The 26,933-nt window shown below is 60.3% G+C and carries 24 protein-coding genes; 13 read left to right on the top strand and 11 right to left on the bottom strand.

Annotated features, from left to right (window positions below; all coding sequences use genetic code 11):
• Nucleotides 1-33 precede the first annotated feature (33 nt).
• Nucleotides 34-1,224 (bottom strand): winged helix-turn-helix domain-containing protein, encoded by a 1,191-nt coding sequence (locus tag DTW90_RS10160; RefSeq protein WP_149338017.1) that lies wholly within the window; start codon nt 1,222-1,224, stop codon nt 34-36.
• Nucleotides 1,225-1,334: 110 nt separating this feature from the next.
• On the opposite strand from DTW90_RS10160, the gene DTW90_RS10155 reads away from it, so the two are divergent.
• The 3 genes from DTW90_RS10155 to DTW90_RS10145 are packed head-to-tail and all read left to right on the top strand — an operon-like array spanning nt 1,335 to nt 3,206.
• Complete coding sequence (locus tag DTW90_RS10155; RefSeq protein WP_149338420.1) at nt 1,335-2,012, top strand: ABC transporter ATP-binding protein; 678 nt, start codon at nt 1,335-1,337, stop codon at nt 2,010-2,012.
• Complete coding sequence (locus tag DTW90_RS10150) at nt 2,012-2,614, top strand: energy-coupling factor transporter transmembrane protein EcfT (RefSeq protein WP_149338015.1); 603 nt, start codon at nt 2,012-2,014, stop codon at nt 2,612-2,614. The genes DTW90_RS10155 and DTW90_RS10150 overlap by 1 nt, the downstream gene beginning before the upstream one ends.
• Before the next feature lie 28 nt (nt 2,615-2,642).
• Nucleotides 2,643-3,206, top strand: coding sequence for a biotin transporter BioY (locus tag DTW90_RS10145; protein WP_132517973.1), 564 nt, complete (start codon nt 2,643-2,645; stop codon nt 3,204-3,206).
• On the opposite strand, the gene DTW90_RS10140 is transcribed toward DTW90_RS10145, so the two are convergent.
• Nucleotides 3,207-3,608: a thioesterase family protein gene (locus DTW90_RS10140; RefSeq protein WP_132517975.1), complete on the bottom strand. Its 402-nt coding sequence runs from the start codon at nt 3,606-3,608 to the stop codon at nt 3,207-3,209.
• Nucleotides 3,609-3,775: 167 nt separating this feature from the next.
• Here DTW90_RS10140 and DTW90_RS10135 point away from each other — a divergent pair, with 167 nt between their 5' ends.
• The 4 genes from DTW90_RS10135 to dxs all read left to right on the top strand — a co-directional run bounded on the left by DTW90_RS10135 (nt 3,776) and on the right by dxs (nt 8,063).
• Entirely contained in the window at nt 3,776-4,720 is a 945-nt protein-coding gene (locus DTW90_RS10135) for a histone deacetylase family protein (RefSeq protein ID WP_149338013.1), read from the top strand.
• Between the two features lie 2 nt (nt 4,721-4,722).
• Nucleotides 4,723-4,974, top strand: coding sequence for an exodeoxyribonuclease VII small subunit (locus DTW90_RS10130; RefSeq protein ID WP_132518113.1), 252 nt, complete (start codon nt 4,723-4,725; stop codon nt 4,972-4,974).
• A gap of 135 nt (nt 4,975-5,109) precedes the next feature.
• Nucleotides 5,110-6,033 carry a pirin family protein gene (locus tag DTW90_RS10125; RefSeq protein WP_149338011.1) on the top strand — a complete coding sequence of 308 codons (924 nt, stop codon included), beginning with the start codon at nt 5,110-5,112 and terminating at the stop codon, nt 6,031-6,033.
• A gap of 113 nt (nt 6,034-6,146) precedes the next feature.
• Nucleotides 6,147-8,063: a 1-deoxy-D-xylulose-5-phosphate synthase gene (dxs, locus tag DTW90_RS10120; RefSeq protein ID WP_132517981.1), complete on the top strand. Its 1,917-nt coding sequence runs from the start codon at nt 6,147-6,149 to the stop codon at nt 8,061-8,063.
• A gap of 160 nt (nt 8,064-8,223) precedes the next feature.
• Here the strand turns inward: dxs and DTW90_RS10115 are convergent, their stop codons facing one another.
• Nucleotides 8,224-10,161, bottom strand: a complete 1,938-nt coding sequence (locus DTW90_RS10115; RefSeq protein ID WP_149338009.1) for a methyl-accepting chemotaxis protein — start codon at nt 10,159-10,161, stop codon at nt 8,224-8,226.
• Nucleotides 10,162-10,493: 332 nt separating this feature from the next.
• On the opposite strand from DTW90_RS10115, the gene DTW90_RS10110 reads away from it, so the two are divergent.
• Nucleotides 10,494-11,243: a TlyA family RNA methyltransferase gene (locus tag DTW90_RS10110; RefSeq protein ID WP_149338008.1), complete on the top strand. Its 750-nt coding sequence runs from the start codon at nt 10,494-10,496 to the stop codon at nt 11,241-11,243.
• Nucleotides 11,240-12,490 (top strand): class I SAM-dependent RNA methyltransferase, encoded by a 1,251-nt coding sequence (locus DTW90_RS10105; RefSeq protein WP_149338006.1) that lies wholly within the window; start codon nt 11,240-11,242, stop codon nt 12,488-12,490. The genes DTW90_RS10110 and DTW90_RS10105 overlap by 4 nt, the downstream gene beginning before the upstream one ends.
• A 75-nt stretch (nt 12,491-12,565) precedes the next feature.
• Here the strand turns inward: DTW90_RS10105 and DTW90_RS10100 are convergent, their stop codons facing one another.
• The gene (locus DTW90_RS10100) at nt 12,566-13,027 is read right to left on the bottom strand and encodes a helix-turn-helix domain-containing protein (RefSeq protein WP_149338004.1); all 462 of its coding nucleotides are present in this window, start codon (nt 13,025-13,027) and stop codon (nt 12,566-12,568) included.
• A gap of 158 nt (nt 13,028-13,185) precedes the next feature.
• Here DTW90_RS10100 and DTW90_RS10095 point away from each other — a divergent pair, with 158 nt between their 5' ends.
• Complete coding sequence (locus tag DTW90_RS10095; protein WP_132517991.1) at nt 13,186-14,106, top strand: alpha/beta fold hydrolase; 921 nt, start codon at nt 13,186-13,188, stop codon at nt 14,104-14,106.
• 674 nt (nt 14,107-14,780) lie between these two features.
• On the opposite strand, the gene DTW90_RS10085 is transcribed toward DTW90_RS10095, so the two are convergent.
• Nucleotides 14,781-15,200, bottom strand: coding sequence for a hypothetical protein (locus DTW90_RS10085; RefSeq protein ID WP_149338003.1), 420 nt, complete (start codon nt 15,198-15,200; stop codon nt 14,781-14,783).
• 798 nt (nt 15,201-15,998) lie between these two features.
• Between DTW90_RS10085 and DTW90_RS10080 the strand changes: the two genes are divergently transcribed.
• On the top strand, nt 15,999-16,967 hold the full coding sequence (locus DTW90_RS10080; RefSeq protein ID WP_132521598.1) for a magnesium transporter CorA family protein: 969 nt from the start codon (nt 15,999-16,001) through the stop codon (nt 16,965-16,967).
• 44 nt (nt 16,968-17,011) lie between these two features.
• Here DTW90_RS10080 and DTW90_RS10075 read toward each other — a convergent pair whose 3' ends face one another.
• The 3 genes from DTW90_RS10075 to DTW90_RS10065 all read right to left on the bottom strand — a co-directional run bounded on the left by DTW90_RS10075 (nt 17,012) and on the right by DTW90_RS10065 (nt 21,618).
• On the bottom strand, nt 17,012-18,838 hold the full coding sequence (locus DTW90_RS10075) for a HAMP domain-containing methyl-accepting chemotaxis protein (RefSeq protein WP_149338418.1): 1,827 nt from the start codon (nt 18,836-18,838) through the stop codon (nt 17,012-17,014).
• A gap of 233 nt (nt 18,839-19,071) precedes the next feature.
• Nucleotides 19,072-19,830, bottom strand: a complete 759-nt coding sequence (locus tag DTW90_RS10070) for a crotonase/enoyl-CoA hydratase family protein (RefSeq protein WP_149338001.1) — start codon at nt 19,828-19,830, stop codon at nt 19,072-19,074.
• A gap of 9 nt (nt 19,831-19,839) precedes the next feature.
• Nucleotides 19,840-21,618 (bottom strand): acyl-CoA dehydrogenase, encoded by a 1,779-nt coding sequence (locus tag DTW90_RS10065; protein WP_149338416.1) that lies wholly within the window; start codon nt 21,616-21,618, stop codon nt 19,840-19,842.
• Between the two features lie 208 nt (nt 21,619-21,826).
• Here DTW90_RS10065 and DTW90_RS10060 point away from each other — a divergent pair, with 208 nt between their 5' ends.
• On the top strand, nt 21,827-22,825 hold the full coding sequence (locus DTW90_RS10060; RefSeq protein ID WP_132521592.1) for a transporter: 999 nt from the start codon (nt 21,827-21,829) through the stop codon (nt 22,823-22,825).
• Between the two features lie 77 nt (nt 22,826-22,902).
• Here DTW90_RS10060 and DTW90_RS10055 read toward each other — a convergent pair whose 3' ends face one another.
• On the bottom strand, nt 22,903-23,382 hold the full coding sequence (locus DTW90_RS10055) for a BA14K family protein (protein WP_132521590.1): 480 nt from the start codon (nt 23,380-23,382) through the stop codon (nt 22,903-22,905).
• A gap of 176 nt (nt 23,383-23,558) precedes the next feature.
• Here DTW90_RS10055 and DTW90_RS10050 point away from each other — a divergent pair, with 176 nt between their 5' ends.
• Complete coding sequence (locus tag DTW90_RS10050; protein WP_149337999.1) at nt 23,559-24,557, top strand: glycoside hydrolase family 25 protein; 999 nt, start codon at nt 23,559-23,561, stop codon at nt 24,555-24,557.
• A 12-nt stretch (nt 24,558-24,569) separates the two neighbouring features.
• Here the strand turns inward: DTW90_RS10050 and DTW90_RS10045 are convergent, their stop codons facing one another.
• Nucleotides 24,570-25,661 (bottom strand): hybrid-cluster NAD(P)-dependent oxidoreductase, encoded by a 1,092-nt coding sequence (locus DTW90_RS10045; protein WP_149337997.1) that lies wholly within the window; start codon nt 25,659-25,661, stop codon nt 24,570-24,572.
• A 1-nt stretch (nt 25,662) separates the two neighbouring features.
• Nucleotides 25,663-26,904, bottom strand: a complete 1,242-nt coding sequence (locus DTW90_RS10040; protein WP_149337995.1) for an aromatic ring-hydroxylating dioxygenase subunit alpha — start codon at nt 26,902-26,904, stop codon at nt 25,663-25,665.
• Nucleotides 26,905-26,933 lie beyond the last annotated feature (29 nt).

Raw genomic sequence — 26,933 nt, 5'->3', positions numbered from 1 at the left:
TCGCAATGCAGTCTTCGCGCGCAATCCGCAAAGCTACCCCCTCCACCCCTCCATCAACACCACCTTCTCCACCCCGGCAAACCGCGCGATCCGCTCCAGTTCGGCCTCCAGCTTTTCCAACCGGCCGGCAGAAGCCTTCACGCCCGGCTCCAGCCACAGCCGCTTGACATCGAGCGTTCCGGCTTTTCGATCGGCCTTCATATCGATGCGGCCGACGAGCCGATCTCCCTCCAGCAGCGGGAAGACGTAATAACCATATTCCCGCTTCGGCTCCGGCACGAAGACCTCGATGCGATAGAAGAAGCCGAAAAGTCGTTCGGTACGGTTTCTGTCGCGCAAGGTCGGGTCAAACGGGCTCAGCACCCGGATTCGCGCCGGCGCCTCGGGGAAACTATCGAGCGTTTCCAGAAAACCTGACAGCGCGACGGACGGTCGCGGCTTTCCGCCATCGGCGGGCGCAATCAGCACTTCGACGAGTTCCTCGCGATGCGCATCGACCCAGGCCTTCGCCTCTTGCGGCGTCACCAGATCCCAGAAGGCGGCGATTTCCCCTGACGTCGCAAAGCCCAGCCGTTCGAGCGCGCTGCGACAGGCCCAGTCGACGAATTCGTCGTGCTCGACTTCCGGCGAATGGAATTCGGCGGGAATGACGCGCTCGACGAGATCATAGACCTTCTGGAAGTTGGTGCGGCCGGCGATGGCAAACTTGCCAGTGCGCCAATGATATTCAAGCGCGGTCTTGTTCGGATGCCAGTTCCACCAGCCGCCGGAGACATGACCATCCGCCTTGATCTCGCGGGCCATGATGGCGCCACCCTGCAGGACACGTTTGTAGGTTTCCTCGAAGGCGGCCTCGAACCCCTCGCCGCGCCATTTGCGCCAGCGTTCGACGATCGATTGCTCTTCCCGGTGGAACTTGTGCTTCCAATAGACGAAGAAGGCACTCGGCAGGATCGAGGCGTCATGCGTCCAGTGCTCGAAGAGCGCGCCGTCCTTCTCCAGCAGTTCCGTCAGGTGTTCCCGCCGATAGGTCTGGTTTCGGGAAAAGAGGATCAGATGATGCGCTCGCTCGACGGTCGAAATGCTGTCCACCTGCACGAAGCCGATGTCCTGGATCAGTTGCAGCAAGCCGGCCTTCGTCAAAGCCCGGTTCGGCGGATTGGCAAGCCCTTGCTTGGCAAGGAACACACGGCGGGCGTCACGATTGGAAAGCAGATTCGTCATGGTCAAAACATAGGCCTTTATTCCTACGTTTTCAAATCTGCAGCTCGCGGATTTTCCTTCTTTCTTTTAGGGTCTATAGGACCACTATCGTGACTGGACAGGGGCCTGAATTGAATATCCGCTTCGAGGAAGCCGGCGTAAGCTTCGATGCACGCATTGCCCTGCATCCCCTCACTCTTACGCTCAGCGAGCGGCGAATCGGCATTATCGGCCTCAACGGCTCAGGGAAGACCACCTTCGCGCGACTGGTGAATGGCCTGGCAAAACCGAGCACCGGGCGCGTCACCGTCAACGGCCTTGACACAATCGCAGATGCCAAGGAAGTGCTCGGTACAGTTGGCTACATCTTTCAGTCGCCGCAAAACCAGATCATCCTGCCTATCGTGCGCGATGATATCGCTTTTGGACTAAAAAGCCGTGGCCTCGGCAAGGCGGCCATCGAGGCCGCTGTGGACGCCATTCTTTCACGATTTGGCGTGCAGCACCTTGCCGGCCGCCGGGCACACGAGCTTTCCGGCGGCGAGTTGCAGATGGCAGCACTTTGCTCCGTTCTGGTCACCGGACCGGACATCCTGATCCTCGACGAGCCGACGAACCAGCTCGACCTCAGGAATCGCACTCGCGTACAGGAGACGATGGCCGGATTGCCCGAGAACCTCATCGTCATCAGCCACGATCTGCCGTTGATTGCGGATTTCGATCGCGTGCTGCTTTTCCATGACGGGCACCTCGTCGGAGACGGACGGCCGGCCGAAATCATTGCGCAATATAGGGAGATCGCGGCCTGATGCGGGAGCTGCATATCGAGGGCGATACCTGGATGCACCGGCTGCCGCCGCGGCCGAAACTCGCAATACTGGCGTTTCTCGGTGTCGGGCTGTTCCTCACCGATCGGCTCGGCGTGCTTGGGACGACTGTGCTCGTCACGGCAGTTCTTTATTTCCGGGCCGGCATGCCGTGGCGCGAGGCGCTCCGGCGGCTCCGGCCCGCCATCCTCACCATCGTGCTCGTGGCAGCCTTCAGCCTCCTCTTCAACCCGTTGCACGATGCCATTGCAACAGTATTCCGTTTGACCGCGCTCGTGCTCTTTGCCGCCACGGTAACGGCCACGACAACGATTGCCGCCCTCATAGACGAGATCACTGCGCTCGCCGTACCCCTTGAAAGGATCGGTCTTGTCAGGGCAGCCGATATCGGCCTCGCCGTTGGCCTGGTCATCCGCTTCGTGCCGGATATTCTCGGGCGTTATCGCGCCATCCGCGAGGCGCACGAGGCGCGCGGGCTGAAAATCCGCATTCTGACGACCCTGGTACCGCTGATCATTCTGACCCTGCGCGATGCCGACAACATTGCAGCTGCGATTGACGCGCGCGGCATTCGGCGGCATTGAACGAAGACATTCTTGATTGGAGCCTGCCATGAGCACCCGCGATCTCGTTCTTTCCTCGCTATTTGCAGCGATCATCGTCGCTCTCGGCCTGCTGCCGCCCATTTCGATCGGGCTGATCCCGGTGCCGATCACCGCTCAGTCGCTCGGCGTCATGATGGCGGGCGTCGTGCTCGGCGCCCGGCGCGGGACGGTCGCAGTGCTGATCGTGGTGGTGCTTGTTGCGATCGGTTTGCCGGTGCTTTCAGGCGGTCGCGGCGGCCTTGCTGTCTTCGTCGGTCCGACGGCGGGCTTCTTCGTCGGCTGGATCTTCGCCGCCCTCGTCACCGGCTATCTCTCTGAGAGGCTGGTGCGGCCGGAGCAATCGGCGCTAGTCCAAGGCGTCGGCTTCTTTCTTGCTGCCGTGATCGGGGGCGTTTTGGTGCTCTATGCCTTCGGGATCGGCTATCTGGCCATCGCCGGCAAGACCGGCTTTTCCGGAGCCTTCCTCGGCTCGCTGCTTTTCGTCCCGGGCGATGTGGTGAAGGCAGTCGTGGCCGCGCTCGTCGGGCGGGCCGTCATGATGGGCTATCCGCTATTGCCGCAGCGGAGCTGATCAGATCAGGTATTTGTAGAGCCAGTCGCGGGTATCTTCCGGCAGCGGAACGGGGTCATGCTCCTCCCCGCGAACGGCAAGCCAGAGAATTTCCACCTCTGCGGCCAGTTCGTTTCCGGTTTCGACCATGACCATGAAGCCGACGGACTTGCCGCCAATCTTGTTGACGCTGACGGAGAAACGCGCGAGATCGTCGTAGCGCAAGGCGCGATGCAGTGAACACGAGGCCTTTGTCGAGACATAAATCGGCTCGTCGGCCACGAAAGGGCGCGAGCGCCAGAAATTCGACAGGGCAGTTTCAGCCACCGAAATGTAGGCGGCTATGAACATCTGCCCATATCTATCGACATCGCGGGGCGGAACCCGCATCTCCGTTACATCGGCTCTTTCTACGCTCACCATTACTCAAAACCCTGACTGGCGATGCCGCACCTTAACAAAAGCTTAAGCATTGCCTCACCGGAAGTAAACGGGCGGTCACATGTCTTGGTTAAGACGTGTTGTTGACATTGTGGTGATACGCGCCATGTGGAGTGGAACCCGACATGTCTCATCTATAGGTTAGCCCCATGAGCACACGTCTTTACGAACATCCGATCTTTCTCGAACATGTCACGCCCGAAGGGCATCCGGAGCGATCCGACCGGCTCCGATCGCTGAATATCGCGCTGGAGCATCCCAATTTCGCACGGTTGGAGCGCAAGCAGGCACCGCAAGCCAACGAGGATGCCGTGCTGCTGGCCCACCCTGAGGAGCATCTGAGCTTCGTCATGCGCTCGATCCCGGATGGAGATCGGGGAGAAGACGAGATCAACCAGCTAGAAGCCGACACCTATGCCAGCCCGAAGAGTTTTCAGGCGGTACTGACAGGGGTCGGCGGCGCGATGGCCGCTGTCGATGACGTCTTTTCGGGCGCTGCCGACAACGTCTTCGTTGCCTCGCGTCCGCCGGGACATCATGCCGAGAAGAACAAGGCAATGGGCTTCTGCTTCTTCAACAATGCTGCCATCGCTGCCCGCCACGCACAACGCAAGCATGGCGCCGAGCGCATCGCCATCGTCGATTGGGACGTCCATCACGGCAACGGCACGCAGGATATCTTTTGGGACGATCCTTCGGTGCTCTTCTGCTCGACGCACCAGATGCCGCTTTATCCCGGCAGCGGCGCCAAGGGCGAGACAGGCGCGCATAACAGCATCGTCAATGCACCGCTTTCGCCCAACACTGGCAGCGACCATTTCCGCGAGGCCTTCAAGTCGCGCGTGCTGCCGGCGCTTGAGAATTTCCGGCCTGACCTGATCATCATTTCGGCCGGCTTCGACGCCCATCACCGCGATCCCCTGGCGCAGATCAACCTCGTCGGCGAAGATTTCGACTGGGCGACGGGACGCATCCTCGAAGCCGCCGACCGCAGCGCAAAGAACCGGGTCGTCAGCTTGCTCGAAGGCGGCTATGATCTGGAAGGGCTCGCCGAATCGGCAGGGCTGCATATTCTGCGCATGATGAAGGGCTGATGATGAGTGAAAGCGCCAAGCCGGACGTTTCCGACTATTCATTCGAAAAGGCCGTCGCCGAGCTGGAAAGCATCGTGGCCCGGCTGGAACGCGGCGATGTGGCGCTCGACGAGTCCATCGCCATCTACGAGCGCGGCGAGGCGCTGAAGAAGCATTGCGAAACGCTGCTCAGCGCCGCCGAAAACCGCATCGAAAAGATCAGGCTCGACCGCGCCGGCAAGCCGCAGGGCGTCGAGCCGCTGGACGGCGCTTAAGCCCCCTACGAAACGGTGGTCGGACATTTTATAATCGACCACCGATCCTGCTGCTGAAAGCGACAGGAAAGTTTTACTGGTTGCTCCCCCACATTCCCGCTAGGCTACCCATTCCAGCGATTGGAGATCCGACCCATGTCCTTCTTTCCCGGCAAAGACCCGTTGCCAGGCGATGCCTTCGCCTGTGATGCCATCGAGAACCTGATCATTCCGCGGACGACAGATCTCGGAGGCTTCTCGGTGCGGCGTGCCTTGCCGACGGCCAAGCGCCGGTTGGTCGGGCCCTTCATTTTTTTCGACCGCATGGGGCCGGCAATCTTCAGGGCCGACCAGGCGCTGGATGTGCGCCCGCATCCGCATATCGGGCTTTCGACGGTCACCTATCTCTTCGACGGCGAGATCCGCCATCTTGACAGCCTGGGCACGGAAAAGGTCATCCGGCCGGGGGACATCAACCTGATGACGGCGGGGCGCGGCATCGTTCATTCCGAGCGGACGCCGGAAAACCTCCGCGGCCATCCGCTGGCAATGTCCGGTCTCCAGACATGGCTTGCGCTGCCTGACGACAAGGAAGAGATCGACCCGGCCTTCCATCATACCGAAAAGACCGAGCTGCCTCTTATCGACAGTGACGGGGCGAGCGGCCGCGTCGTCATCGGCAATTTCGACGGACTTTCCTCGCCGGTGAAGGTTTTTACCGACACGCTCTATGTCGACCTGCAGCTTCAGCCCAATCGGTCGTTCCCGTTTGGAGCGGAGCATGAGGAGCGCGCGGTCTATATCCTCGCCGGTTCCCTCATCGTCGCGGGCGACCGTTTCGAAGCGGATCAGTTGCTCGTCTTCCGGCCCGGTGATGCGATTACGCTCGTTGCCGGCGAAAAAGGCTGTCACCTCATGCTTTTCGGGGGTGCCGCGCTGAATTCAAAGCGTTATATCTGGTGGAATTTCGTTTCTTCCTCCAAGGAACGTATTGAGCAGGCAAAGGAAGAGTGGCGTACCGGACGCTTCGATATCGTTCCAGGCGACGAGGAAGAGTTCATTCCTTTGCCGGAGAGTTAAATCGTTTAGGATAGTCTGGCGTCGTCCTTGAATTCGTCTTCTTTCGCCGCAATCTATTTTGGAGTAATGCGGGCAGCCAGGCCCATAGAATAGCAAGAAAGAGGCTCCAGCCCGTGACCAAATTGCCAGAGACGCCCCTGCTGGATCAGGTGCAAATCCCTGCCGACCTCAGAAAGTTGGAAGATCGGGATCTGCCGGGGCTCGCGCGCGAAGTTCGCGACGAGATGATCGATGCGGTGTCGCGCACGGGCGGGCATCTAGGCGCAGGTCTCGGCGTCGTCGAGTTGACCATTGCCATTCACAAGGTTTTCGACACACCGGAAGACCGGCTGATCTTCGACGTCGGCCACCAATGTTATCCGCACAAGATTCTGACCGGCCGCCGCGACCGCATTCGTACGTTGCGCCAGGAAGGCGGGCTGTCAGGCTTTACCAAGCGCGCGGAAAGCGAATACGACCCGTTCGGCGCTGCTCACTCGTCCACATCGATTTCGGCTGGCCTTGGCATGGCCGTGGCTTCCGATCTTGCCAAGACCGACCGCAAGGTGATTGCCGTCATCGGCGATGGTGCCATGTCGGCCGGCATGGCCTATGAGGCGCTGAACAATGCCGGCGCGCTCGATGCGCGGCTGATCGTCATCCTCAACGACAACGATATGTCGATTGCGCCCCCGACCGGCGCGATGAGCGCCTATCTTGCGCGCCTGGCATCGGGCCGCAGCTACATGGGCTTCCGCGATTTTGGAAAGAAGCTGACCGCCTATCTCGGCAAGAGCGTCGACCGCGCCATCACCCGCGCCGTCGAGCATGCCCGGGGCTATGTGACCGGCGGGACAATGTTCGAGGAGATGGGTTTCTACCATATCGGCCCGATCGACGGCCATTCCTTCGACCATTTGTTGCCGGTGCTGCGCAATGTTCGCGATAATGCCCGCGGTCCCGTGCTGATCCATGTGGTGACGCAGAAGGGCAAGGGCTATGCACCTGCGGAAGCCGCGCCCGACAAGTATCACGGCGTCAACAAGTTCGACGTCATCACCGGCGCGCAGGCGAAGGTGAAGCCGAATGCGCCGAGCTATACCAGCGTCTTTGCCGAGGCCCTGGTGCAGGAGGCAACGTTCGACGACAAGATCGTCGGCATCACCGCCGCCATGCCCAACGGAACCGGGCTCGACAGGCTGCAGGAAGTCTTCCCGGCGCGTTGTTTCGATGTCGGCATTGCCGAGCAGCATGCCGTGACGTTTGCGGCCGGTCTGGCCGCCGAGGGCTTCAAGCCGTTCGCGGCGCTCTATTCGACCTTCCTGCAGCGCGCCTATGACCAGGTGGTGCATGATGTAGCGATCCAGGGCTTGCCGGTTCGTTTCCCGATCGACCGCGCCGGTTTCGTCGGCGCCGACGGGCCGACGCATGCGGGCTCGTTCGACACCGCCTTCCTCGCCACCCTGCCCGGCTTCGTGGTCATGGCAGCGGCTGACGAAGCGGAACTGAAACACATGGTGCGCACCGCCGCCGCCTATGACGACGGTCCGATTTCCTTCCGCTATCCGCGCGGCGAAGGCGTCGGGATCGAGATGCCCGAACGCGGCCAGATCCTGCAGATCGGCAAGGGCCGCGTCGTCAAGCAGGGCTCGAAAGTGGCGCTGCTCTCCTTCGGCACCCGACTTGCCGACAGTCTGCTCGCTGCGGAAGATCTCGATGCTGCCGGTCTCTCGACCACGGTTGCCGATGCCCGCTTTGCCAAGCCACTGGATCACGACCTGATCCGCCAGCTCGCCAGCCACCACGAGGTGCTCATCACAGTCGAGGAAGGCTCCGTCGGCGGTTTCGGCAGCCAGGTCATGCAGTTCCTCGCGATGGAAGGCCTGCTCGACCATGGCTTGAAGATCCGTTCGCTGGTCATGCCAGACATCTGGATGGATCAGGCAAAGCCCGAGGTCATGAATGCCCAGGCGGGCATCGACCGATCAGGGATCGTCCAGACCGTGTTCAAGGCACTTGGTCGCAGCCGGATCGTTGGGGCTGCCGGCTGAAGGTGCGCGGCTCCCCTTCTCCCCTCGCGGAGAAGGTGCCCGGAGGGCGGATGAGGGGGGCGGCAAGCGCATTGCTCTCGGTGAACCCTAGGGATACAAAACAGCCTCCGAAGTTGCCCTCGGAGGCTGTAGGTCACACTAAGCCAACACCGGCTGCTTCTCAGAACTCTTCCCAGCTCTCCTGGACAGCGGCCGCCGTCGCGGCACCGCCGCCGAATGCCCTGCCGACCTTGCCGGCGAGTGCGCGGGCCGGCGATGCTGCCGGGCGTGACTGAGCGGTGGCCACAGCGGGACGTGCCGCTGCGCGGCTTTCGTTGCCGAGCCTGAACTGACGCAGGAGTTCGTTCAATGCGCCGGCTTCCTTGGCGAGCGCATGGCTTGCGGCCGTCTGTTCCTCGACCATGGCGGCGTTCTGCTGCGTGCCCTGGTCCATGTTGTTGACGGCGGTATTGATCTCCTGCAGGCCGACCGACTGTTCGCGGGTTGCCGTGACGATCGCGCCGACGTGGCGGTTGATCTCCTGGACCTCCGTCACGATCGTCTCCAGCGCCTTGCCGGTTTCGCCGACGAGCGAGACACCGGAATGAACCTGGTCGCTCGAGGTGTTGATCAGCGCCTTGATTTCCTTCGCCGCATTGGCGGAGCGCTGGGCAAGTTCGCGGACTTCCTGGGCGACGACGGCAAAGCCCTTGCCGGCTTCACCGGCACGTGCGGCTTCGACGCCGGCGTTCAGCGCCAGAAGGTTGGTCTGGAAGGCGATGTCGTCGATGACGCTGATGATGTTGCTGATCTCGCCGGAAGACTTCTCGATCTCCTGCATGGCGAGAACGGCCTTGCGGACCACTTCGCCGGAGCGCTCGGCGCCCATGCGGGCACGCTCGACGAGCTGGCCGACATCCTCGGCGCGCTTGGCCGAATCCCGAACCGTCGTCGTAACCTCCTCGAGGGCGGCAGCCGTCTCCTCTACGGCGGCAGCCTGCTGCTCGGTGCGGCGGGCAAGGTCGTCTGCGGCAGAGCGGATCTCACCGGCGCCGGCATTGATGGCCGATGCGTTATGGCCAACCGACTGAAGAGCCGCTTCCAGCTTTTCCACGGCATTGTTGAAGTCGGCACGAAGGCTGTCGAACTGCGGGGCGAAGGGCTTTTCGAGGCGCGCGGCAACATCGCCGCCGGCAAGCGACGACAATCCCGAGGCAAGCGCCTGGATCGCGAAGCGGATCTCGCCCTCTTCGCGGGCCTTCTGCTCGTCGCCAAGCTGACGCTGTCGCTCTGCGTCGACGCGCATCTTTTCGGTTTCGCCGGTCAGACGCATCTTGTCGATCGCCGCTTCCTTGAAGACGAGAACGGCTTCGGCCATGCGGCCGACTTCGTCGCTACGGTTAAGGGCGGGAACCTCGATATCGGTTTCGCCGCTGGCGAGACGCCCCATGGCCGATGTCATGCCGACGATCGGGCGAACGATGGTACGCGACAGCAGCCATGCCAGAACGCCTGCTGCCAGCGCGGCAACGATACCACCGATGGTAAGCGTCATGCTGAGAGTGCTGTTTGCCTCTTCCTGCATCGCGGCAAGCGCATCAGCCTTGGCGCGGGCGGCCTTCTTGATGTTGGCGGCAGCCTCGCGGAAACCGTCCAGCTGGCCTTTTGTTTCGTTGACGCCGATCTTGACGATCTGGTCGACCGGCATCTCAGTTTCCTTGCGGGCCTTGGCCTGCGGCTCGGCGAGCTCGTGGAAATAGAGGTCGGCGGCCTTCTGCATGGTGTCGATCGCCTGCAGCATGTCGGCCTGGCCGTCGGCTGCATCCTTGGCGGCGTCGATGCTCTTCAGCATGCGGTTACGGTTCGCGAAGATATCGCCGTAGGTGCTGTCGCTACGAAACAGCAGGAAGCCGCGCAGGTTGACGGCCTGCTCAAGCATTGCCTGCAGCGAGTCATCGATCAGGTTCACGAACTGCTGCGATTGCGCCTGTTCAGCCGAGGCCTTGGCTGAAATCTGTGCCTTGGAATAAACAAATGCGGAAACGGAAATGAATATCAAAATGAGCGCGACAAAGGTGATCGCAAGTTTGCCATTAAGGGAAAGGTTTTTCGCAGACATGGGCGAGCGCCTCCTGAGCGTTGTCCTTCGCGAACATCGACCTGCGCCAGCGGGCGGGAATGTTCGCTAAATCAATGAATTGGCATGATTGGACGGGGCGGGTGGCAAATGCCATCATGGCAGGCGCGATCCATCAGAAGGGATCATCTCAATCACCGTGAAACTAGCGGTTACAGCTTTAAAATCATTTAATTTTGTGCGCTGCAGCAGCGACTGCATTTACCTTTTTCACATGCCCGTGATCGGCCATTGCCAGACCCTGCACGCCGCCTTGTGAGGTACGGCTACACAAAAGGCTTGCAACCGAGGGCATTGGCGGTCATGGACAGGCCATGTCAGAACAACAGAACACACAACGTCTGGACCAGTTGCTCGTCTCGCTCGGTCTTTTCGCCAGCCGGTCGCGGGCGCGCGATGCCGTGCAGCGCGGCACCGTCAAGGTCGACGGCAGGGTCGTCACCAAGCCGAGCCTTACTTTTGCGGATAACGTCGACATCGCCATCGACGATCCAGCACAGGATTACGTCTCGCGTGCAGCGCTAAAGCTCGTAGCAGGGCTCGACCATTTCAAGCTCGACCCCTCGGGCAAGCAATGCGTCGATATCGGCGCCTCCACCGGCGGTTTCACCGAAGTGCTGCTGCAGCGCGGTGCGGCGCATGTCACCGCCATCGACGTCGGCCACGGGCAGATCCATCCGCGCGTCGAGAGCGATCCGCGCGTGACCAGCATCGAAGGACTGAATGCGCGCAACCTTGAGGCCGAGGACGTCGCCCATCCGATCGAGTTCGTTGTGTCAGACGTCTCTTTCATCTCGCTGAAGCTGGCGCTGGCGCCGGCGCTTGATATCGCCGAGCCGGAGGCTTACTGCGTGCTCCTCGTCAAGCCGCAGTTCGAGGCGGGGCGCGATGCGATCGCAAAGTCTGGCCTTCTCAAGGACCCCTCCTCCGCGCCTGATGTCGCGGCCGAGCTTGAGCGCTGGCTGCGCGAGGACATGGGCTGGCAGACGCTGGGGCTTATTCCCTCGCCGATCGAAGGCGGCGACGGCAATCACGAATTTCTTCTCGCGGGGCGCAAGGCATGAGCACCGAAACGGTCACGATCCAGAAACTGGGGGCACAGGGAGACGGTATCGCTCAAGGACCGGGAGGACCGATCTATGTGCCCTTCACACTGCCGGGCGAAACGGTCGCCATCGCGCGGGTGAAGAACCAGGGCACGGTCATGTCGATCACGACGCCCTCGCCGGAGCGGCAGGAGCCGGTCTGTCGGCATTTCGGGCCTGATGGCGTCAACGGAGCTTGCGGCGGCTGCACGCTGCAGCATCTGGCGGACGAGCCCTACCGCGCCTTCAAGCGCCAGCTCGTTGTCGATGCGCTCGCCTTCAAGGACCTGACGCCCGAGATCGGCGATATCGTCGCGGCCCATCCGGGCGAGCGCCGGCGCGTCGTCTTTGCCGCCCGCAAGACGGAAAAGGATATTCTGATCGGCTTCAACCAGGCCGAAAGCCATCACATCGTTGCCATCGAGGAATGTCCCATCTCCTCGCAGGGCATCATTTCCAAGCTGCCGGCGATCAAGGCCATAGCCAAGGCGCTCGCGCCCAATGCCGAGCCCTTCCGCCTGACTGTTATCGAGACGCTGTCGGGGCTCGATGTCGCCGCCGACGGCATCAAGAAGCTGGAGGATGCGCAGCGCCGTGGCGTGGTCGAAACCGTGCTGCGGCTCAGAGGCATCGCACGCGTCTCGCTGAACGATGAAATCCTCGTGGAGCCGGCAAAGCCGCTGCTCGATTTCGGCGGCGTCTCCGTCTCCCCGCCGCCCGGCGCCTTTACCCAGGCGACGAAGCAGGCGGAAGATGCGATGGCTGAGCTGGTTCTTGCCCATGTCGGCAAGGCGAAGCGCATCGCCGACCTCTTTGCCGGCGCTGGCACTTTCTCGCTACGGCTCGCGCGGATCGGCCGCGTTCATGCCGTCGAGGCCGAGGACAAGGCGCTGGCCGCGCTCGACCATGCCGCCCGCAACACTCAAGGGCTGAAGCCGGTCAGCATCGAGCGGCGTGATCTCTATCGCCGGCCGCTGATGACGGCAGAGCTAAAGCATTACGACGCCGTGGTCTTCGACCCGCCGCGCGCCGGCGCCGAATTCCAGTGCAAGGAACTCGCCCGCTCCGCCGTGAAGAAGATCGTCGCCGTCTCCTGCAATCCGCTGACACTGGGCCGCGACCTCGCAATCCTGGTCGAAGGCGGCTACCGCATCACCAAGGTGACGCCGATCGACCAGTTTCTCTGGACGTCACATGTCGAAGTGGTGGTGGCGCTGGAGAAGTAGGGCGGACGCGGTTAGACCTGAACAGCTTTGCCGGGGCATCGCAACAGCGTCATTGGATGGTCGCTGATCTCACCTTCAGTCGGCGACCACAGCTTCCGGAAACGTGATGACAGTATCGGTTGGTCCCAGGAGACGACCGTCTTCAGCCAGAAGCCGCAGACGTTGCACCGGAAAGCCGTTCTCTTTGTCGACTAATGTCACGTGCGGTTCTCCGGGTTCGAAGAAGAATTCCTCACCCCATTGCCGAAGAGCGACGAGCACCGGAAATAGACCGCGCCCCTTTTTAGTCAGGACATATTCCTGGTAGGGACTACCGTCGGACGCAGGCACGGTATCCAAGATTCCATGCGACACGAGGTTGCGCAGGCGTGCCGACAGGATGTTTTTTGCCAATCCGAGGCTTTTTTGAAACTCGCCGAAGCGGCGTAGCCCATCGAACGCATCGCGAATAATCAGCAGCGACCACCAGTCTCCGATCGCATCCAGAGGCCGCGCTACGCCGCACATGGATTTCTGGTGACTAATTCTTTTTGCCATCGTGAACCTGCCTCTGTGCGAGCGCGAGCCGCGGGTTGAATTGCGCGCCTGAGCGACTGAGGTCGCCGCAGCGCCACATCGATATATCGGTTGCAAGTTGAAACCACAAGAGATATCGGTCTTGTGGTTTCAAACTAAAACCACACCGGAGAGTAATCATGATCCATGCTGACGCCGATTTTGCCGGCACCTTTCCATTTGCCCCGCATTTCACCCAAGCGCCGGGTTTCCGAATGCATTATGTCGATGAAGGACCGCGCGACGGAGAGGTCGTGCTCTGCCTGCATGGCGAGCCGACATGGGGCTATCTGTTCCGCCACCTCATTGCGTCTCTAAGCCCGACGCATCGCGTGGTCGTCCCTGACCACATGGGCTTCGGCAAGAGCGAGACACCTTCCGAGCGCAGCTACTGGCTTCAGGATCACATCGACAATCTGGAAGCCTTCGTTCTGGCCCTGGATCTCAAGGGCATAACGCTTGTCCTGCATGATTTCGGCGGACCGACCGGCATGGGACTTGCCGCTCGCCATCCGGATCGCATCCGCCGCATCGTCTCGGCCAATGGACCGACGCCGTTTGGCCAGGCGGAGATGTTTGATCGTGCCACGGCAAATGCCGCCGTCTCGCCTTGGTTCCAATGGATCCTCAAGGCGGAGGCCGAGGGCATCCTCGAAACCGTTCTCGGGCAGCTTGGTTACAACATCCTGAGCACGCTGAAGCTCAACGGTTTCGAGAACAACACTGTCATCACCGACAGCTTCATCGATGCCTATGCCGCGCCCTTTGCACATCCAGCCGATTGCCTCGGCGCGATTGGCTGGGCAAAGGGCTTTGCCAACGGCACCCACCGCTTCGAGGCGCCGGATGCTGCTGCGATAAGCAAAATCCGAGGGAAGCCGGCACTGGCGATATGGGGAGAAGCGGACCATACCCTTCACGCGAAGCATTTCTTGCCACTCTTCGCCGATCTTTTCCCCAACGCACCGATCGAACGGCTGCCGGGGGTCGGACATTATTGCTTCGAGGATAGTCCGGAGGAGATCTCGTCGCTGATCAAGGGATTTCTGAATAGAGCGTGAGCAATGTGCGGGGCACGGCGGAGTTGAAGAACTACGATGCAAGGAGTTTGCTCGCCCGCCGTCAAGAGAATCATCGCCGTGTCCTGCAATCCGCTGACTCTCGGACCCGACCCCGCGATCCAGCAAGGTGACGCCAATTGGCCAGTTCCTCTGGACGTCGCATGTCGAAGTGCTGATAGCGCTGGAAAAGTAGCGCATGGTCTTCAACGTCATGCGCGAAAGGGAAACGAAACGATTGCCGCTAGTTGAGAACGTTCACGTGTATTGTATCTAAATTCATTGTGCCGTTCTTGAAGGAAGTCCTAAGAGAGAATGTCTCCCGTCCAACAAAATCCGATCGCGGAGTATAATAGGCGGTAATACCCTGCACCTGCCTCGTCCCACATCTAGCATATTCGCCCGACGGATGAGCCGCGACCTTCTGTTGAATAAGCTCAACTCTTCCATGTTGCGGTGGGTCTATAATTGTCACTGACGGCACAACATCAAAGCTGCAATCGCTCTTGAGCTTCCAGGAAGTTCCGATGAACGTCCGTTCACCGCTAACTGCAGTCTTCATTACGTCGTAGCGATGAATACCATCAGCTCGCGCAATGCAACTCGATAGAAGAAGGCCAAATACAGTACCGCTTACAATCTTCAACATTTACATCGCCTAACACTGAAATAAACGGCTACTTTACGACTTTTACACGGATGGAAACGTCGTCCACGTAGCCCAATCCATATGACGAGCGTAGCTTAATACTGTCATCTCCCACGTATCCAGGGGTGGATGTGTAGTAAATCTCCTGCCCTTTCACGGCCTTTCCATTACACTTCGCATATTTTCCTTTTGCACCACTTGGAAACACGCCCTCCGTTACGACCTCGGCCGTGCCATGAGCCGGTCTTTCTATGATCCTCACGTTTGGTAATGTCGCGGCTGAACAATCAGGGTGAAGGTTCCAGAATGCGCCAAACTTTGTGCGTTCGCCATTAACCGCCAGTTTGTTCTCCTCGCGCGTTCGCAGGCCACCCGAATCAGTAGCGCAGCCGGCAAGAACTAGTGACGGCGAGATGCAAAGGAGTATAAGCGCAAATTTCTGCTTCAACTTCAAACCCTATTATTTATTGCTTACTGATATATTGACCGTGTCGTAGATCACATGGCTGCCGTCACCGAACGAATGTCTTATCGTAACGCGATCCGGCCCAACGTATCCGGGCTTCGAAATATAGTATGAAGCGACTCCGTCGACCCTGCCGCTTGCGCATTCCGGCTTTCTCTTTGCAATGGGAGTATCGCCTATTGAAACCTTCTCATGTGCACTATCAATCGTACCATGGGCCGGCGCATGTATAACCGCGACATGTGGAAGAACCTTGAAAGTGCAATCTTTGTTCACCGCAACCGACGTGTCGATCTTGGTTCGAACATTGGACACAACGTGCTTGTCCGTAGTGTTTTCACTTACTCCGCTCGCAGTAACGCAAGCAGACAGAAGCGCACCGCAAACAACGGCGGCGAAGGAAACTGGTAGCAATCTCATCAATAAATACCCGCAACTAATACTTGAGTATTATTTGAATGAGGTCATTGTCAACTTCCTGTGGCATTCTGTCACGCAGGTTATCATAGTCTTGAATGTGAAATTTCTGGGATGGTCTAGACCGCGAACCGGAGCCACATCAATCTATTGCGAAACACAAAGACGGCCATTCCATCGCCGTGTTGTGCAAACCTCAAGCTGAGCGGCTGGCGCAGACCGCGCCGCGTCCATGCCGTCCCCCCCATCGCCGACCGCCGATGACCAACCGCAAAGCAGCGAAATCGACAGCGCCAGCCCGTGACCTTGCGTGATCGGAACCTATTTACTCCAGCTGAGGCATCGGAAACTCGGCAGCGGCATATGATCGAAATCCATGGCAGAACCGGAAGCATAAAGGCCGCAGCCGGGGAAATTCCGAAAGATGCCATTTGGATCGACATGATCGATCCCGACGAGCGCGAGCGGGATGCGGTCTCCAAACATATTGGCGTTCGCCTGCCGACACGCGAGCAATTGAGCGAGATCGAAGAATCGAGCCGTGTCTCCAAGCGGGACGACCACCTCTATCTCAGCACGCCGATCATCGGTAATTCGACAATGGAGGATGCGGAAATCTCGCCGGCCGGCTTTGTTCTCGGGGCCAAGCTCGTCGTTACCATCCGCTATGCCGAGTTGCCGACCTTCGACCTGGTCGCGGAGCGCCTGACACAGGAGGCAGCACTCGATACGCCGCTTGGCATCTTCGTGGCGCTACTGGAGGCCATTATCGATCGCGGGGCCGATGTGCTTGAGCATCTCGGGGTTGCGGCCGACGAAATTTCCAAGAACGTCTTTCGTGGCGACCTGTCGACGAGACGTATCAGAAGCCAAACCTCGGTGGGGTTGCGACGAGCGCTGTCCAAGCTAGGGGCGCTGGGGGATCGGCTCTCGAAGGCGCGTGACGTGCTGTTGGGTGTCGGCCGCATTGCTTCCTTTACGGCTGATGTCGGCCACGATTGGCTTTCGCAGGAATTTCACGACCGCCTCAAGGCGGTGTCCAAGGATGTGGAATCACTCAGCGCCTACGAATCACATCTGTCCGACAAGACGCAGTTTCTCCTTGATGCAATCCTCGGCTACATCTCCATCGAGCAAAACGACATCTTTCGCGTGTTGACGATTGCCTCGGTCGTCGGCGTACCGCCGACCCTGATGGCTGGTGTCTGGGGCATGAACTTTAAATTCATGCCCGAGCTTAACTGGACCTTTGGCTACCCCTTCGCCTGGGGCGTGATCATTTTGACGACGATACTACCGCTTGTATGGTTCTGGCGTCGCGGCTGGTTCTAGCCGCGGCATGACCATGGCGATTCCATCGTCGTGCCGGGCAAATCTTAAGCCGCGCGGCGGGTGCGAACTGGTGCAGAGGCGTGCTGGCCTGAAGCAAGCTTGAACTGCGCAAGGAGTTGCATCAGCTTTTCCGCTTCACCGGCCAGCCCATGGCTTGCCGCCGTCTGTTCCTCGACCATGGCGGCATTCTGCTGCGTGCCCTGGTCCATGGCGTTGACGGCATGGTTGATCTCGTTGAGGCCGGTCGATTGCTCGCGGGTCGCGGTCACGATCGCGCTGACATGGGTGCTGATCTCCTGGACCTGGCCAACGATGGAATCCAGCGCCTTGCCGGTATCGTCCACAAGCGAGACGCCGCTGCGGACCTGCGAATTCGAGGTGGTGATGAGTGTTTCGATTTCCTTTGCCGCCTTGGCGGACCGTTGCGCCAATTCGCGAACTTCCTGGGCGACGACCGCAAAGCCCTTGCCGGCCTCGCCCGCGCGGGCAGCTTCCACGCCGGCGTTGAGGGCAAGAAGGTTGGTCTGGAAGGCGATTTCGTCGATGACGCCGATGATGTCGGAGATCTTCTCAGAGGACTGCTGAATGCCGGTCATGGCGTCGACAGCCCTACGGACGATGTTACCAGACTCTTCAGCGCCCGCGCGCGTCCGTGCGACCAGAGCACCGGCCTCTTCGGCGCGATGGGCCGTGTCCTTGACGGTGGTGGTGATCTGCTCGAGGGCAGCCGCTGTCTGCTCCACGGTAGCAGCCTGCTGTTCCGTGCGATGGGCGAGACCATCGGCCGCACCGCGGATTTCGCCGGCTCCCGCATCGATCGCATGGGCATTGGCGCCGACGGCCTGCATTGCCGCATGCAGCTTTTCGACCGCACCGTTGAAATCGGAACGGAGGCGGTCCAGCTGGCCGGCGAAGGGCCGGTCGATACGATGGGCGAGATCGCCTTCCGAAAGAGCGTCGAGTGCGCCGGCAAGCGCTTCGACGGCGTCGCGCAGCTCCGCATCCTCATGCGCCTTGATCGCTTCGCGTCCCTCGCGTTCGCGATCGGCACGCATACGGCCTTCCTCGGCCTGGCGTTCCAGTGCGAGGCGGCCGATCGCGTTTTCGCGGAAGATGGCGACGGCACCGGCCATCTCGCCAATCTCATCATGGCGTCCGGCAAAGGGGATTTCTTGAGCGAGCTCGCCGCCAGCCAGTCGATTCATGCGCTCCGTGATGACCGATATCGGTCGCGAGATGCGCTTCCAGGCGATAAAGGCGGCAGCAGCGGCGGCGATAAGCGCAACGACAAGACCGCCGGCAACAGAAAGCAGACCGACATTGTAGTCGAACTCGGCGCCATCGAGATTGTTGTCCGTCGTCTGATGGTCCTTGGCAATCATTCCGTCGATGATCGTGCGGATGTTGTTGTAGGACATGGCCATTTCGCCGTGATAGAGCGAATTTGCCTGGCTTTTCTTATTGTCGAGGGCAAGCGCGATGATCTTGTCGGCAAGCGCGCCGTCGCTCTTCAGCACCATCTGTAGGCGTTCGAAATTGCGCTTCATGAAGTCATTCGTCGCGGTCGGCACGAAGTCCTGAACGGCGCTATCGAGGCGCGCCCGACGGATCTTCAGCGTCTGTTCGGCGTTGTGATAGTCCGTCTTGTTCTGGGCAAGCAGATAGTCAGCATAGCTGCGCCGGACATCGTCAACCGTTGAAAGGATGTTGTTCAGCTTCTCGGTGCGCGGAATATTGTGCGTGCCGATCAGGAGAATATTGGAATCCAGATTGCTAAGCGAACTGGCAGCGATCACGCCCTGCACCAAAACGATGCCGACAAAGGCGACGAAAAGCAGGGGAAGAAGGGTCTTGATCTTCAGCTTGAACATTCGGGTTACCAAACTTTTCTGACTATCGGCGAGGGCAACAATATTCGCGCCGGGACGAACGAGAGGCGCGCCGCCCTGACGGGGCGCGATCTCAAAAATATCCGGCTTGGCGAAAAACAGAGGAGCTTCGTCCCAACGAAGCAGCCACGTCATGCAGCTACCGTGAGAAATTACTTAAAATTGTATAATTTCCATTAACTTCACCCGGTAGTCGGCGAAATTATCATACTTTTTTATTTCGAGCGGCTGAGAAAGGCCTCGAATGCAGCGCGGGCTTCGGCGCTCTTAAGCCGTGCCGCGAAGAGCCTTGCCTCCTCATCGATCCTTGCAAGGATCTCTTCGACAGGGCCGCGGATCAGGTCTCGAGTGATCTTCAGGGCTTCGGGCGGTTTGGCGGCAAGTTTGGCGGCGAGAGCCAGCGTTTCCTTCTCCACGGCTTCAGGCGCCGTCATCTTCCAGATCAAACCGCAGTCCTTCGCCTCGGCGGCGGTGAAGGTCTCGCCTGCCGCAAGAAGCGCAAAGGCACGCTGATTGCCCATCAGCCGCGGGGCGAGAAGGCTGGAGCCTGCTTCGGGGACGAGCCCCAGGTCGACGAATGGTGTCCGGAATACGCTCCGATCGGATGCGATGGTCAGGTCGCAGTGCAGGTGCATGGTTGTGCCGATACCGATCGCGAGACCGTCGACGCCCGATACCACCGGCTTTTGCGAACTCGCCAAGGCGCCGAGAAAATCGAAGACCTCGTTACCCATGCTGCCGCCCATGGCGAATGCCAGGAAATCCGCAAGATCATTGCCGGCGGAGAAACAGCCTTCGGTACCGAGAAAGACGTTCACGCGAATGGACGCCGTTTCGTTGGCAGCCTGCAGAGCTTCCGTCATGCGGGCATACATGGCGCGGGTGATGGCATTCTTCTTGTCCGGCCTGTTGAAGCGGATGATCTGGACGCCGGGCGCATCCTCGGGTGTTTCGATCAGTATGTGGTCGGTCATGCTTTTCCCTCAATCCAGTACCGAGCGGGCAGCTTCGAGGCTGTCGGCGCCCTTCACCACCCGGTCCCGCAGCGCCGCAGTCTCTGCGAGCAGGTTTTCGGCGGCAAAGCGGCAAAGTGCTGCGCGACGTTCGTCCTTGCCATCTTGCCCACGCGCAAGGCCGCCCTTTGCGAGATAGCAGCCGGTCAGGACGAGACCGAACATCCGCTGATAGGGCGTGGCGCCGGCAAGCGCTTCGACAGTTCGCCCTTCCCCTTGCGTCGCGAGCAGCCATTCGGTGGCGGCGCCGAGATCGGCAAGCGCGATATCCAGACGCTTTGCGGTCTCGCCGAAACCGTCGAGATCGGAGCGATGGACCTCTTCGGCAATCTCCTTCAACTCGGCGATGAAACCGCGGACATGATCGCCCGAAGACAACGGCAGTTTTCGCATGACGAGGTCGATCGCTTGGATACCATTCGTGCCCTCGTAGATCGGGGCGATACGGGCATCCCGCAACAGACGGGCCGCACCGGTCTCCTCGATATAGCCCATGCCGCCATGGACCTGGATGCCGAGAGAGGCGACATCGACGCCGCAATCGGTGGGGAAGGATTTGGCAATCGGCGTCAACAGCGCTGCGCGGTCCTGCCAGTGCTGCACATCCTCGCCTGCCCGATGCGCCATGTCGATCGCGTGGGCACAGGCATAGGTGATCGCGCGCGAGCCCTGCGCCAGCGCCTTCATGGTCAACAGCATGCGAGCGACATCGGGGTGTTCGATGATCGGACTCATGCCGCTGCCGGTCCAGCCGGGCGCCCTGCCCTGGGTGCGCTCCTTGGCATAGGCGATGGCCAGCTGCGTTGCCGCCTCGCAGATGGCGACCCCCTGCATGCCGACGGCAAGGCGGGCATTGTTCATCATGGTGAACATGCAGGCGAGGCCCTTGTTCTCCTCGCCGACCAGATAGCCAACGGCGCCCTTCTCATCGCCGAACCTGCCGTCGCCATAGATCATCGTGCAGGTGGGCGAACCATGAATGCCGAGCTTATGCTCGATGGAATGGGCGTGGAGATCGTTGCGCCAGCCCAGGGATCCATCGGAATTGACCAGGAATTTCGGGACCAGAAAGAGCGATATGCCGCGCGTGCCGGCAGGCGCGTCCGTCAGCCTTGCGAGCACGAAGTGGACGATGTTCTCAGTGCCGTCATGCTCGCCCCAAGTGATGAAGATCTTCTGGCCGAAAATGCGGTAGGTGCCGTCATCCCGACGTTCGGCGCGGGTGTTCAACGCGCCCACGTCGGAGCCAGCATGCGGCTCCGTCAGGTTCATCGTGCCGCTCCACTCCCCGGAAATCATCTTTGCGAGGTAGCGGTCCTGCAGCTCCTCGCTGCCGTGGGCAATCAGCGCTTCGATCGCTCCCATGGTCAGCGTCGGCGCAAGGGCAAAGGCCATGGAGCCGGCGTTCCACATCTCCAATGCGGCAACGTTCAGCATGTTCGGCAAACCCTGCCCGCCGAATTCCTCCGGCGCGGTCAGTCCGTTCCAGCCGCCCTCGGCCCATTTGTGAAAAAGCTCGCGCCATCCGTCCGCCAGGCTGACCTGACCTTCGATCAGCCGTGCGCCTTGCGTATCGCCGATCGCTCCCAAGGGAGCAATCTCCTCGGCAGCGAAGCGCCCTGCCTCGGCGAGAACCGCATCGACGACATCCTCGCTAAGATCGCCGAACAAGCCCTCATCCATGCCACGCTTCAGGCCAGCGACATGCTTGAGCGTAAACGCAATCTCATCGACCGGTGCCTTGTACATCATTGCCTCCTCCGCGCCTCGCTCCCCGACATGCCGCGTCACCGGCATGCCGAGATGCTTTCACTATTGGCTAATTTATTTTTACGTACACGTCAATTTTCCAGAAGACTTGGATCTCGAGTGCGAATGATCACAACTCACCGCTTGCGCAAACAATTGTCATGAATAATGAGTACGCAAATATGTTGACGATCAGACCGAAGTGACCATGCACCAGATATCCATTGCCACAATACCGGGTTTCGTATGGGCCTATCGCTTCGGGGTCGGCTCCAATGCTTTCGAGCGACTTGCGGATACGACCGCGCGAGAGGAGCTTTGCTCCGATGGCAGCTTCATATGGCTGCATCTGAGCCTGGTGGACGCCCGCGTCGGCGCCTTCCTAGATGAATTCCCAGGCTTGACCGAAGCGGCGCGGACGGCGCTGACCACCCACGAAACGCATGGAACGATCACCGTCGACGAGCAGATGGTGTTCGGCACGCTGGTCGATTTCCAGCGCGACTTCGATCAGGACACGCGCAATCTCGGCTGGCTGCACTTTGCCATTTCGGATCGCTTCATCATCACCACCAGGCTGCAGCCGTTGCGCAGTGTCGAACGGGCGCGGGCGACAGTCGAGAAGAACCCGATCAAATTTCAGCGACCGCTCGATATTTTCGAGCTGCTGGTCATCGAGTTCCAGCGGACACTGATTTCACTTGTCATCGAGATTACGGAAGAACTCAATCTCATCGAGGACTTCGTCTACGAGAATGCGGAGCGCGACGAGCGCCGGCGGCTGGCGCCGGTACGCCGGACCATGGTGCGCCTGCATCGCCATCTCAGAACAATTCTCTCGCTCATGAGACGCGCGGCAGCCTCCGACGATGACGAAATGCCCCTGGGCTTCGATGATGTGGCCGGCCGACTGACCGGCAGGCTCGAAACCGTCGATCAGGATGTCTATGCGCTGCAGGAGCGGGCGCGGCTGCTGCATGAAGAAATCGACTCGAAGCTTTCCTCGGAGACCAACCGGCATCTCTACATCCTGTCGATCATGACCGCCTTCCTGCTGCCGCCTACGTTGGTGACCGGCTTCTTCGGCATGAACACGTCGGCCCTGCCCTTCGCGAATGGAACGAACGGCACGGAATATGCGATCGGCCTGATCATCATTTCTCTTCTGCTCGCCTGGTGGCTGTTGAAGAAGGTCAAGATTCTCTGAGACCGGTATAGGGTTGATGCAAAACCGCCCGGGACGAGACCCGGGCGGCTGGCAATTCTACATCCGATCAGACCGGATCAATAGTATGGCGACAGGCACTGCTGGCGCGGACCATTGTTCGGCTGGAACGTGTTGTCGAACGCGCGATAGGACCGGTAACGGTTCGCGCACCATTCATAGTGACGCGGATTGATGCCGTTGGACGGTGCCGGCTCCACATAGCGCGGCTGGCTGGCAATAGCGCCGCCGATAATGGCGCCTGCGCCAAAGGCTGCGAGCGGATACCAATAGCCATCATCCCAACGGCGATAGCCCTCGCGATAGTAAGGATAGCCGCGATAGCCGCCGTACCAGCCACGACGGTAATAGCCGCCGCGACCATAATAGCCGCCATAGCCGTGACGCCACTGCACCTGCTGAACGTCGGGCGACGTCGAGGCTGCCGGGGAAGCAGCAGGCGCGGCCGGAGCCGGCATCGCAAATGACGGGGAGAAGCTCGTCAGCGCAATTGCAGCCGAGATTGCAAGCGTTGCGACCTTCGTACTCAAACTGAACATTTATATCTCCATTCCCTGTTAAAGATTATGCTTTCATTCCCAGCGTCATTTTGTGCTACAAGGCAACGCGGGCGCGCGAGGAAGGTTCCGTAACGGGTGTTAGCGAACACACATCATCAATTGGTAAAGGTTTGAATCTTAACCAGACATTAACCACAACTGCTTACGATCGTTCTATGAGGGGATACTATCGGATTCGCATTCTGATTTGCAGTTTCCTGCTGGCTTTGACAGTTGTCGGCCCGAATGGCAAAACTTGGGCCGCCGAACGCGCAGCCTGGCGCGACCCTCAACATTCGATCATCGTCGATGCCTATGAACTGAATACGATCGACTGGGACGAGCTGCTGAAGGACAAGCGGATCGCGGCCTTCATCTCCAAAGCCTCCGACGGACTGCCCGAAAGCTTCTCCTGCACCGGCGATCACGGCGGCGACACGGTGGCGCACTGCCGGACCATGTGGCGCAAATACGCGGTCAGCCGTGAGCTTTTCCGCACCCGCCGGCTGGTCGCCAAGGCAAACGGACTGCTCTGGGGCGCCTATCATCTCGGCCGGCCCGGCAATCCGGTCGATCAGGCCAACCACTTCCTCGACTATGCAGACCCGCAACCGGACGAGCTGATGGCGCTCGACATAGACGGGTTGGATGTCAGCGAGTTCATGTCGCTGGCCGATGCCCAGGTTTTCGTGGGCCACATCAAGACGAGGACCGGCCGCTACCCGATTCTCTACACCAACAACGTGGTCGCCAGATATATCGCCGACCATCGGGACGACTATCCGATCCTTTCGCGGCTTCCGCTCTGGTATGCCCGCTACCGGCCCGATATCAGCGGCACCTTCCCGCTCGGAAACTGGGACGGTTACACGATGTGGCAGTTCTCATCCGGAGATAACTGCTCGGAGAAAAACTGTCCCTACCGCGTGGCGGGAACGCTGACCGATATCGATGTGAACGTATCGCCGATGAACAAGGTGGAGCTTGCGAGGGTCTGGCCGCAGGGCAATCTGCTGCCGGCGAAACCGGAACCCGCGCCGATGATCATCGCCAAGGCGGAGACCTGCAACTCGCCGCAGCCGCTGACGCCGATCTCGCTGGAACCGATCCTGACGGCCGCCGTGGCCGTGCATCGTCCAGCCGAGATCAACGAACTCAATTATCAGGACTTCTGAAATACCGAGCGCTCAGGCCTCGATCTCGACATTCGACTTCGGGCGCGAGCAGCAGGCCAGGATATAACCCTCGTCGATTTCGTCGTCGAGGATGCCGCCATTGTGGTTCATCTCGACGTCACCCGAGAGCTTCATCACGCGGCAGGTGCCGCAGAGGCCGGATTCGCAGGCGGCTCCGATGCGCACGCCGGCGCCGCGGGCTGCCTGAAGGATCGTCTGGCCCGACGGGCAGGAAACCTCCTTGCCGGCCATGGTGAACCGGATGGAGGTCGCAGCTTGCGCGGCGCCGTCGTCGCTGACCTCGGCGAGCGGCGTCGGGGCCTGAGCCGGCTGGAAGCTTTCCTGATGGTAGCGTTCCATATCGAAACCATGCGCTTCCAGCATGGACCGGACGCTGTCCATGAAGACCTCAGGGCCGCAGCAGAAGATCGTGCGGTCCATGAAATCGGGCGCCAGCAGCGCGATCTTCGCCTTGTCGATGCGGCCCTTGAGGCCGGACCACAGGTCGGTGCGCGCGCAGGCCTCGACGATGAAGCCGAGGTTGAGGTTCGGCATGAAGCGGGCGAGATATTCCAGCTCCGACCGGAAGATGATCTCCGATGGCCCGCGCGAACAGTTGATGAAGGTGATGTCGGACATCGGCGCGGTGTCGGCCATATAGCGCGTCATCGACATCATCGGCGTGATGCCGGATCCGGCCGAGACCAGCAGGTATTTTTCGCCGGGATGGCGGATATGGGTGAAATCGCCGAGCGGCCCGAAGGCGCGAATGCGCATGCCGGGCTTCAGGTTCTCGAACATCCAGCGCGTGCCGATGCTGCTTGCCTGCGCCTTGACCGTGACCGCGATCGAGAAGGGCCGCGATGGGGTCGAGGACAGCGTATAGGTGCGCATGACCGACTGTTCCGGTCCGACCGGAATTTCAAGCGTGACGAACTGGCCCGGCAGATAGCGGAACCAGTTGTCCTTATCGGAGCGGAACGTGAAGGTCATCACGTCTGGCGCCTCCGGCGTTGCCGACAGGCATTCAAGGAGATGCTGCCTGTCGCTCCAGGGCTTCATCTCGTCCAGGTGCTGGTGTCGTACCGAAAGCGCCATGTTCATCTCACGCCACCGCCGACAGTTTCTGATCGCCCTGGAGGCGATTGATCATGAAGTTCGAATACCATTCGACGAACTGCATGACGCCGCCTTCGTGCATTTCCGAATAGGGACCGGGCTCATAGGCCGGGGAATGGATGCCGAAGGCATTTTCCTCGACGATGCGGCGGTCCTGATCGTTGGTCTCGGTCCAGACGTGGGTCAGTTCCTCGAGATCGTAATCGACGCCTTCGACCGCATCCTTGTGGACGAGCCACTTGGTCGTAACGGCCGTTTCCTCGGCATTGAGCGGCAGGACTCGGAAAGAGATCGCGTGGTCTCCGAGGACGTGGTTCCAGGTGGTCGGATAGTGGAAGAGAAGCATGGTGCCGATGCCACCGAGGCTGACATCATCCGACAGCTGGCGCTTGACGGCGCGCTGTCCGCTCATCGTGTAGCTTTCAGCACCCTCGATCAGCGGCATGCGGGTCGTGCGGTACTGGCCGTCGGCGGAGAGCTTGAATTCGCTTGGCAGGCCGGCGGCCTCACAATGCTGCCAGTGGGCGACGATAACAGGGTCGCTCATCGCGCCCTGGACGCCCGACACGGTCGGTGCTTCCGGGAAGGTGCGGCAGAGCTCCGGATGGTTGCCGGCGCAATGGTAGCATTCGCGGTTGTTTTCCCAGACGAGCTTCCAATTGCCCTTTTCGATGATCGTGCTCTGGAAGGCGACCTTCGCCTCGCTGAGGCGATGCGGCTTCATGTAGGGCTCGATCGAGGCCCGGACGGGGGCGAAGTCAGGTGCGTTCTGCGCCAAGCAGATGAAGATATAGCCGCCGACACTCTCGCAATGGACCTGCTTGAGGTTGAACTGTGTCTTGTCGAAATCCTCGGCCATCTGACGGGCGAAGAGCAGCGAGCCGTCGAGCTCGTAGGTCCACTGATGGTAGGGACAGACAAGCTTTGCCGACGAGCCGCGCTCCGACGTGCAGACGCGGGAGCCGCGGTGGCGGCAGCTGTTGTGCAGCGCGCGGATCTGACCGTCGCGACCGCGGACGATGACGATGGGGTAATCGCCGATCTGGACCGTGAAGTAGTTGCCGGCCTTCGGGATCTCGCAGTCATGGCCGATGAACAGCCAGTCGCGATAATAGATCAGTTCCATGTCGAGCTTGAAATAGTCCTGGTCGATGTAGAAGGGCTGCTCCAGGCTGAAGCCTTCACGGCGGTTCTTCAGCTGCCGAAGAACGGTATTGCGAATATCCATTGTCATATCCTCATGCGCTTTCGCCGCTC

Origin of the sequence: Neorhizobium sp. P12A (assembly GCF_008365395.1) — a bacterium.
GTDB lineage: Bacteria > Pseudomonadota > Alphaproteobacteria > Rhizobiales > Rhizobiaceae > Rhizobium.
Note: the sequence above shows the minus strand (reverse complement) of the source record. Positions and strands in the feature narration are given on the sequence as shown.

What these genes read in the sequence shown, in the direction of transcription:
- DTW90_RS10160 (WP_149338017.1), bottom strand. Translation starts at nt 1,224, where the DNA reads ATGACGAATCTGCTTTCCAATCGTGACGCCCGCCGTGTGTTCCTTGCC.
- DTW90_RS10150 (WP_149338015.1), top strand. Translation starts at nt 2,012, where the DNA reads ATGCGGGAGCTGCATATCGAGGGCGATACCTGGATGCACCGGCTGCCG.
- DTW90_RS10145 (WP_132517973.1), top strand. Translation starts at nt 2,643, where the DNA reads ATGAGCACCCGCGATCTCGTTCTTTCCTCGCTATTTGCAGCGATCATC.
- DTW90_RS10140 (WP_132517975.1), bottom strand. Translation starts at nt 3,608, where the DNA reads ATGGTGAGCGTAGAAAGAGCCGATGTAACGGAGATGCGGGTTCCGCCC.
- DTW90_RS10135 (WP_149338013.1), top strand. Translation starts at nt 3,776, where the DNA reads ATGAGCACACGTCTTTACGAACATCCGATCTTTCTCGAACATGTCACG.
- DTW90_RS10130 (WP_132518113.1), top strand. Translation starts at nt 4,723, where the DNA reads ATGAGTGAAAGCGCCAAGCCGGACGTTTCCGACTATTCATTCGAAAAG.
- DTW90_RS10125 (WP_149338011.1), top strand. Translation starts at nt 5,110, where the DNA reads ATGTCCTTCTTTCCCGGCAAAGACCCGTTGCCAGGCGATGCCTTCGCC.
- DTW90_RS10115 (WP_149338009.1), bottom strand. Translation starts at nt 10,161, where the DNA reads ATGTCTGCGAAAAACCTTTCCCTTAATGGCAAACTTGCGATCACCTTT.
- DTW90_RS10110 (WP_149338008.1), top strand. Translation starts at nt 10,494, where the DNA reads ATGTCAGAACAACAGAACACACAACGTCTGGACCAGTTGCTCGTCTCG.
- DTW90_RS10105 (WP_149338006.1), top strand. Translation starts at nt 11,240, where the DNA reads ATGAGCACCGAAACGGTCACGATCCAGAAACTGGGGGCACAGGGAGAC.
- DTW90_RS10100 (WP_149338004.1), bottom strand. Translation starts at nt 13,027, where the DNA reads ATGGCAAAAAGAATTAGTCACCAGAAATCCATGTGCGGCGTAGCGCGG.
- DTW90_RS10095 (WP_132517991.1), top strand. Translation starts at nt 13,186, where the DNA reads ATGATCCATGCTGACGCCGATTTTGCCGGCACCTTTCCATTTGCCCCG.
- DTW90_RS10080 (WP_132521598.1), top strand. Translation starts at nt 15,999, where the DNA reads ATGATCGAAATCCATGGCAGAACCGGAAGCATAAAGGCCGCAGCCGGG.
- DTW90_RS10075 (WP_149338418.1), bottom strand. Translation starts at nt 18,838, where the DNA reads ATGTTCAAGCTGAAGATCAAGACCCTTCTTCCCCTGCTTTTCGTCGCC.
- DTW90_RS10070 (WP_149338001.1), bottom strand. Translation starts at nt 19,830, where the DNA reads ATGACCGACCACATACTGATCGAAACACCCGAGGATGCGCCCGGCGTC.
- DTW90_RS10065 (WP_149338416.1), bottom strand. Translation starts at nt 21,618, where the DNA reads ATGTACAAGGCACCGGTCGATGAGATTGCGTTTACGCTCAAGCATGTC.
- DTW90_RS10060 (WP_132521592.1), top strand. Translation starts at nt 21,827, where the DNA reads ATGCACCAGATATCCATTGCCACAATACCGGGTTTCGTATGGGCCTAT.
- DTW90_RS10055 (WP_132521590.1), bottom strand. Translation starts at nt 23,382, where the DNA reads ATGTTCAGTTTGAGTACGAAGGTCGCAACGCTTGCAATCTCGGCTGCA.
- DTW90_RS10050 (WP_149337999.1), top strand. Translation starts at nt 23,559, where the DNA reads ATGAGGGGATACTATCGGATTCGCATTCTGATTTGCAGTTTCCTGCTG.
- DTW90_RS10045 (WP_149337997.1), bottom strand. Translation starts at nt 25,661, where the DNA reads ATGAACATGGCGCTTTCGGTACGACACCAGCACCTGGACGAGATGAAG.
- DTW90_RS10040 (WP_149337995.1), bottom strand. Translation starts at nt 26,904, where the DNA reads ATGGATATTCGCAATACCGTTCTTCGGCAGCTGAAGAACCGCCGTGAA.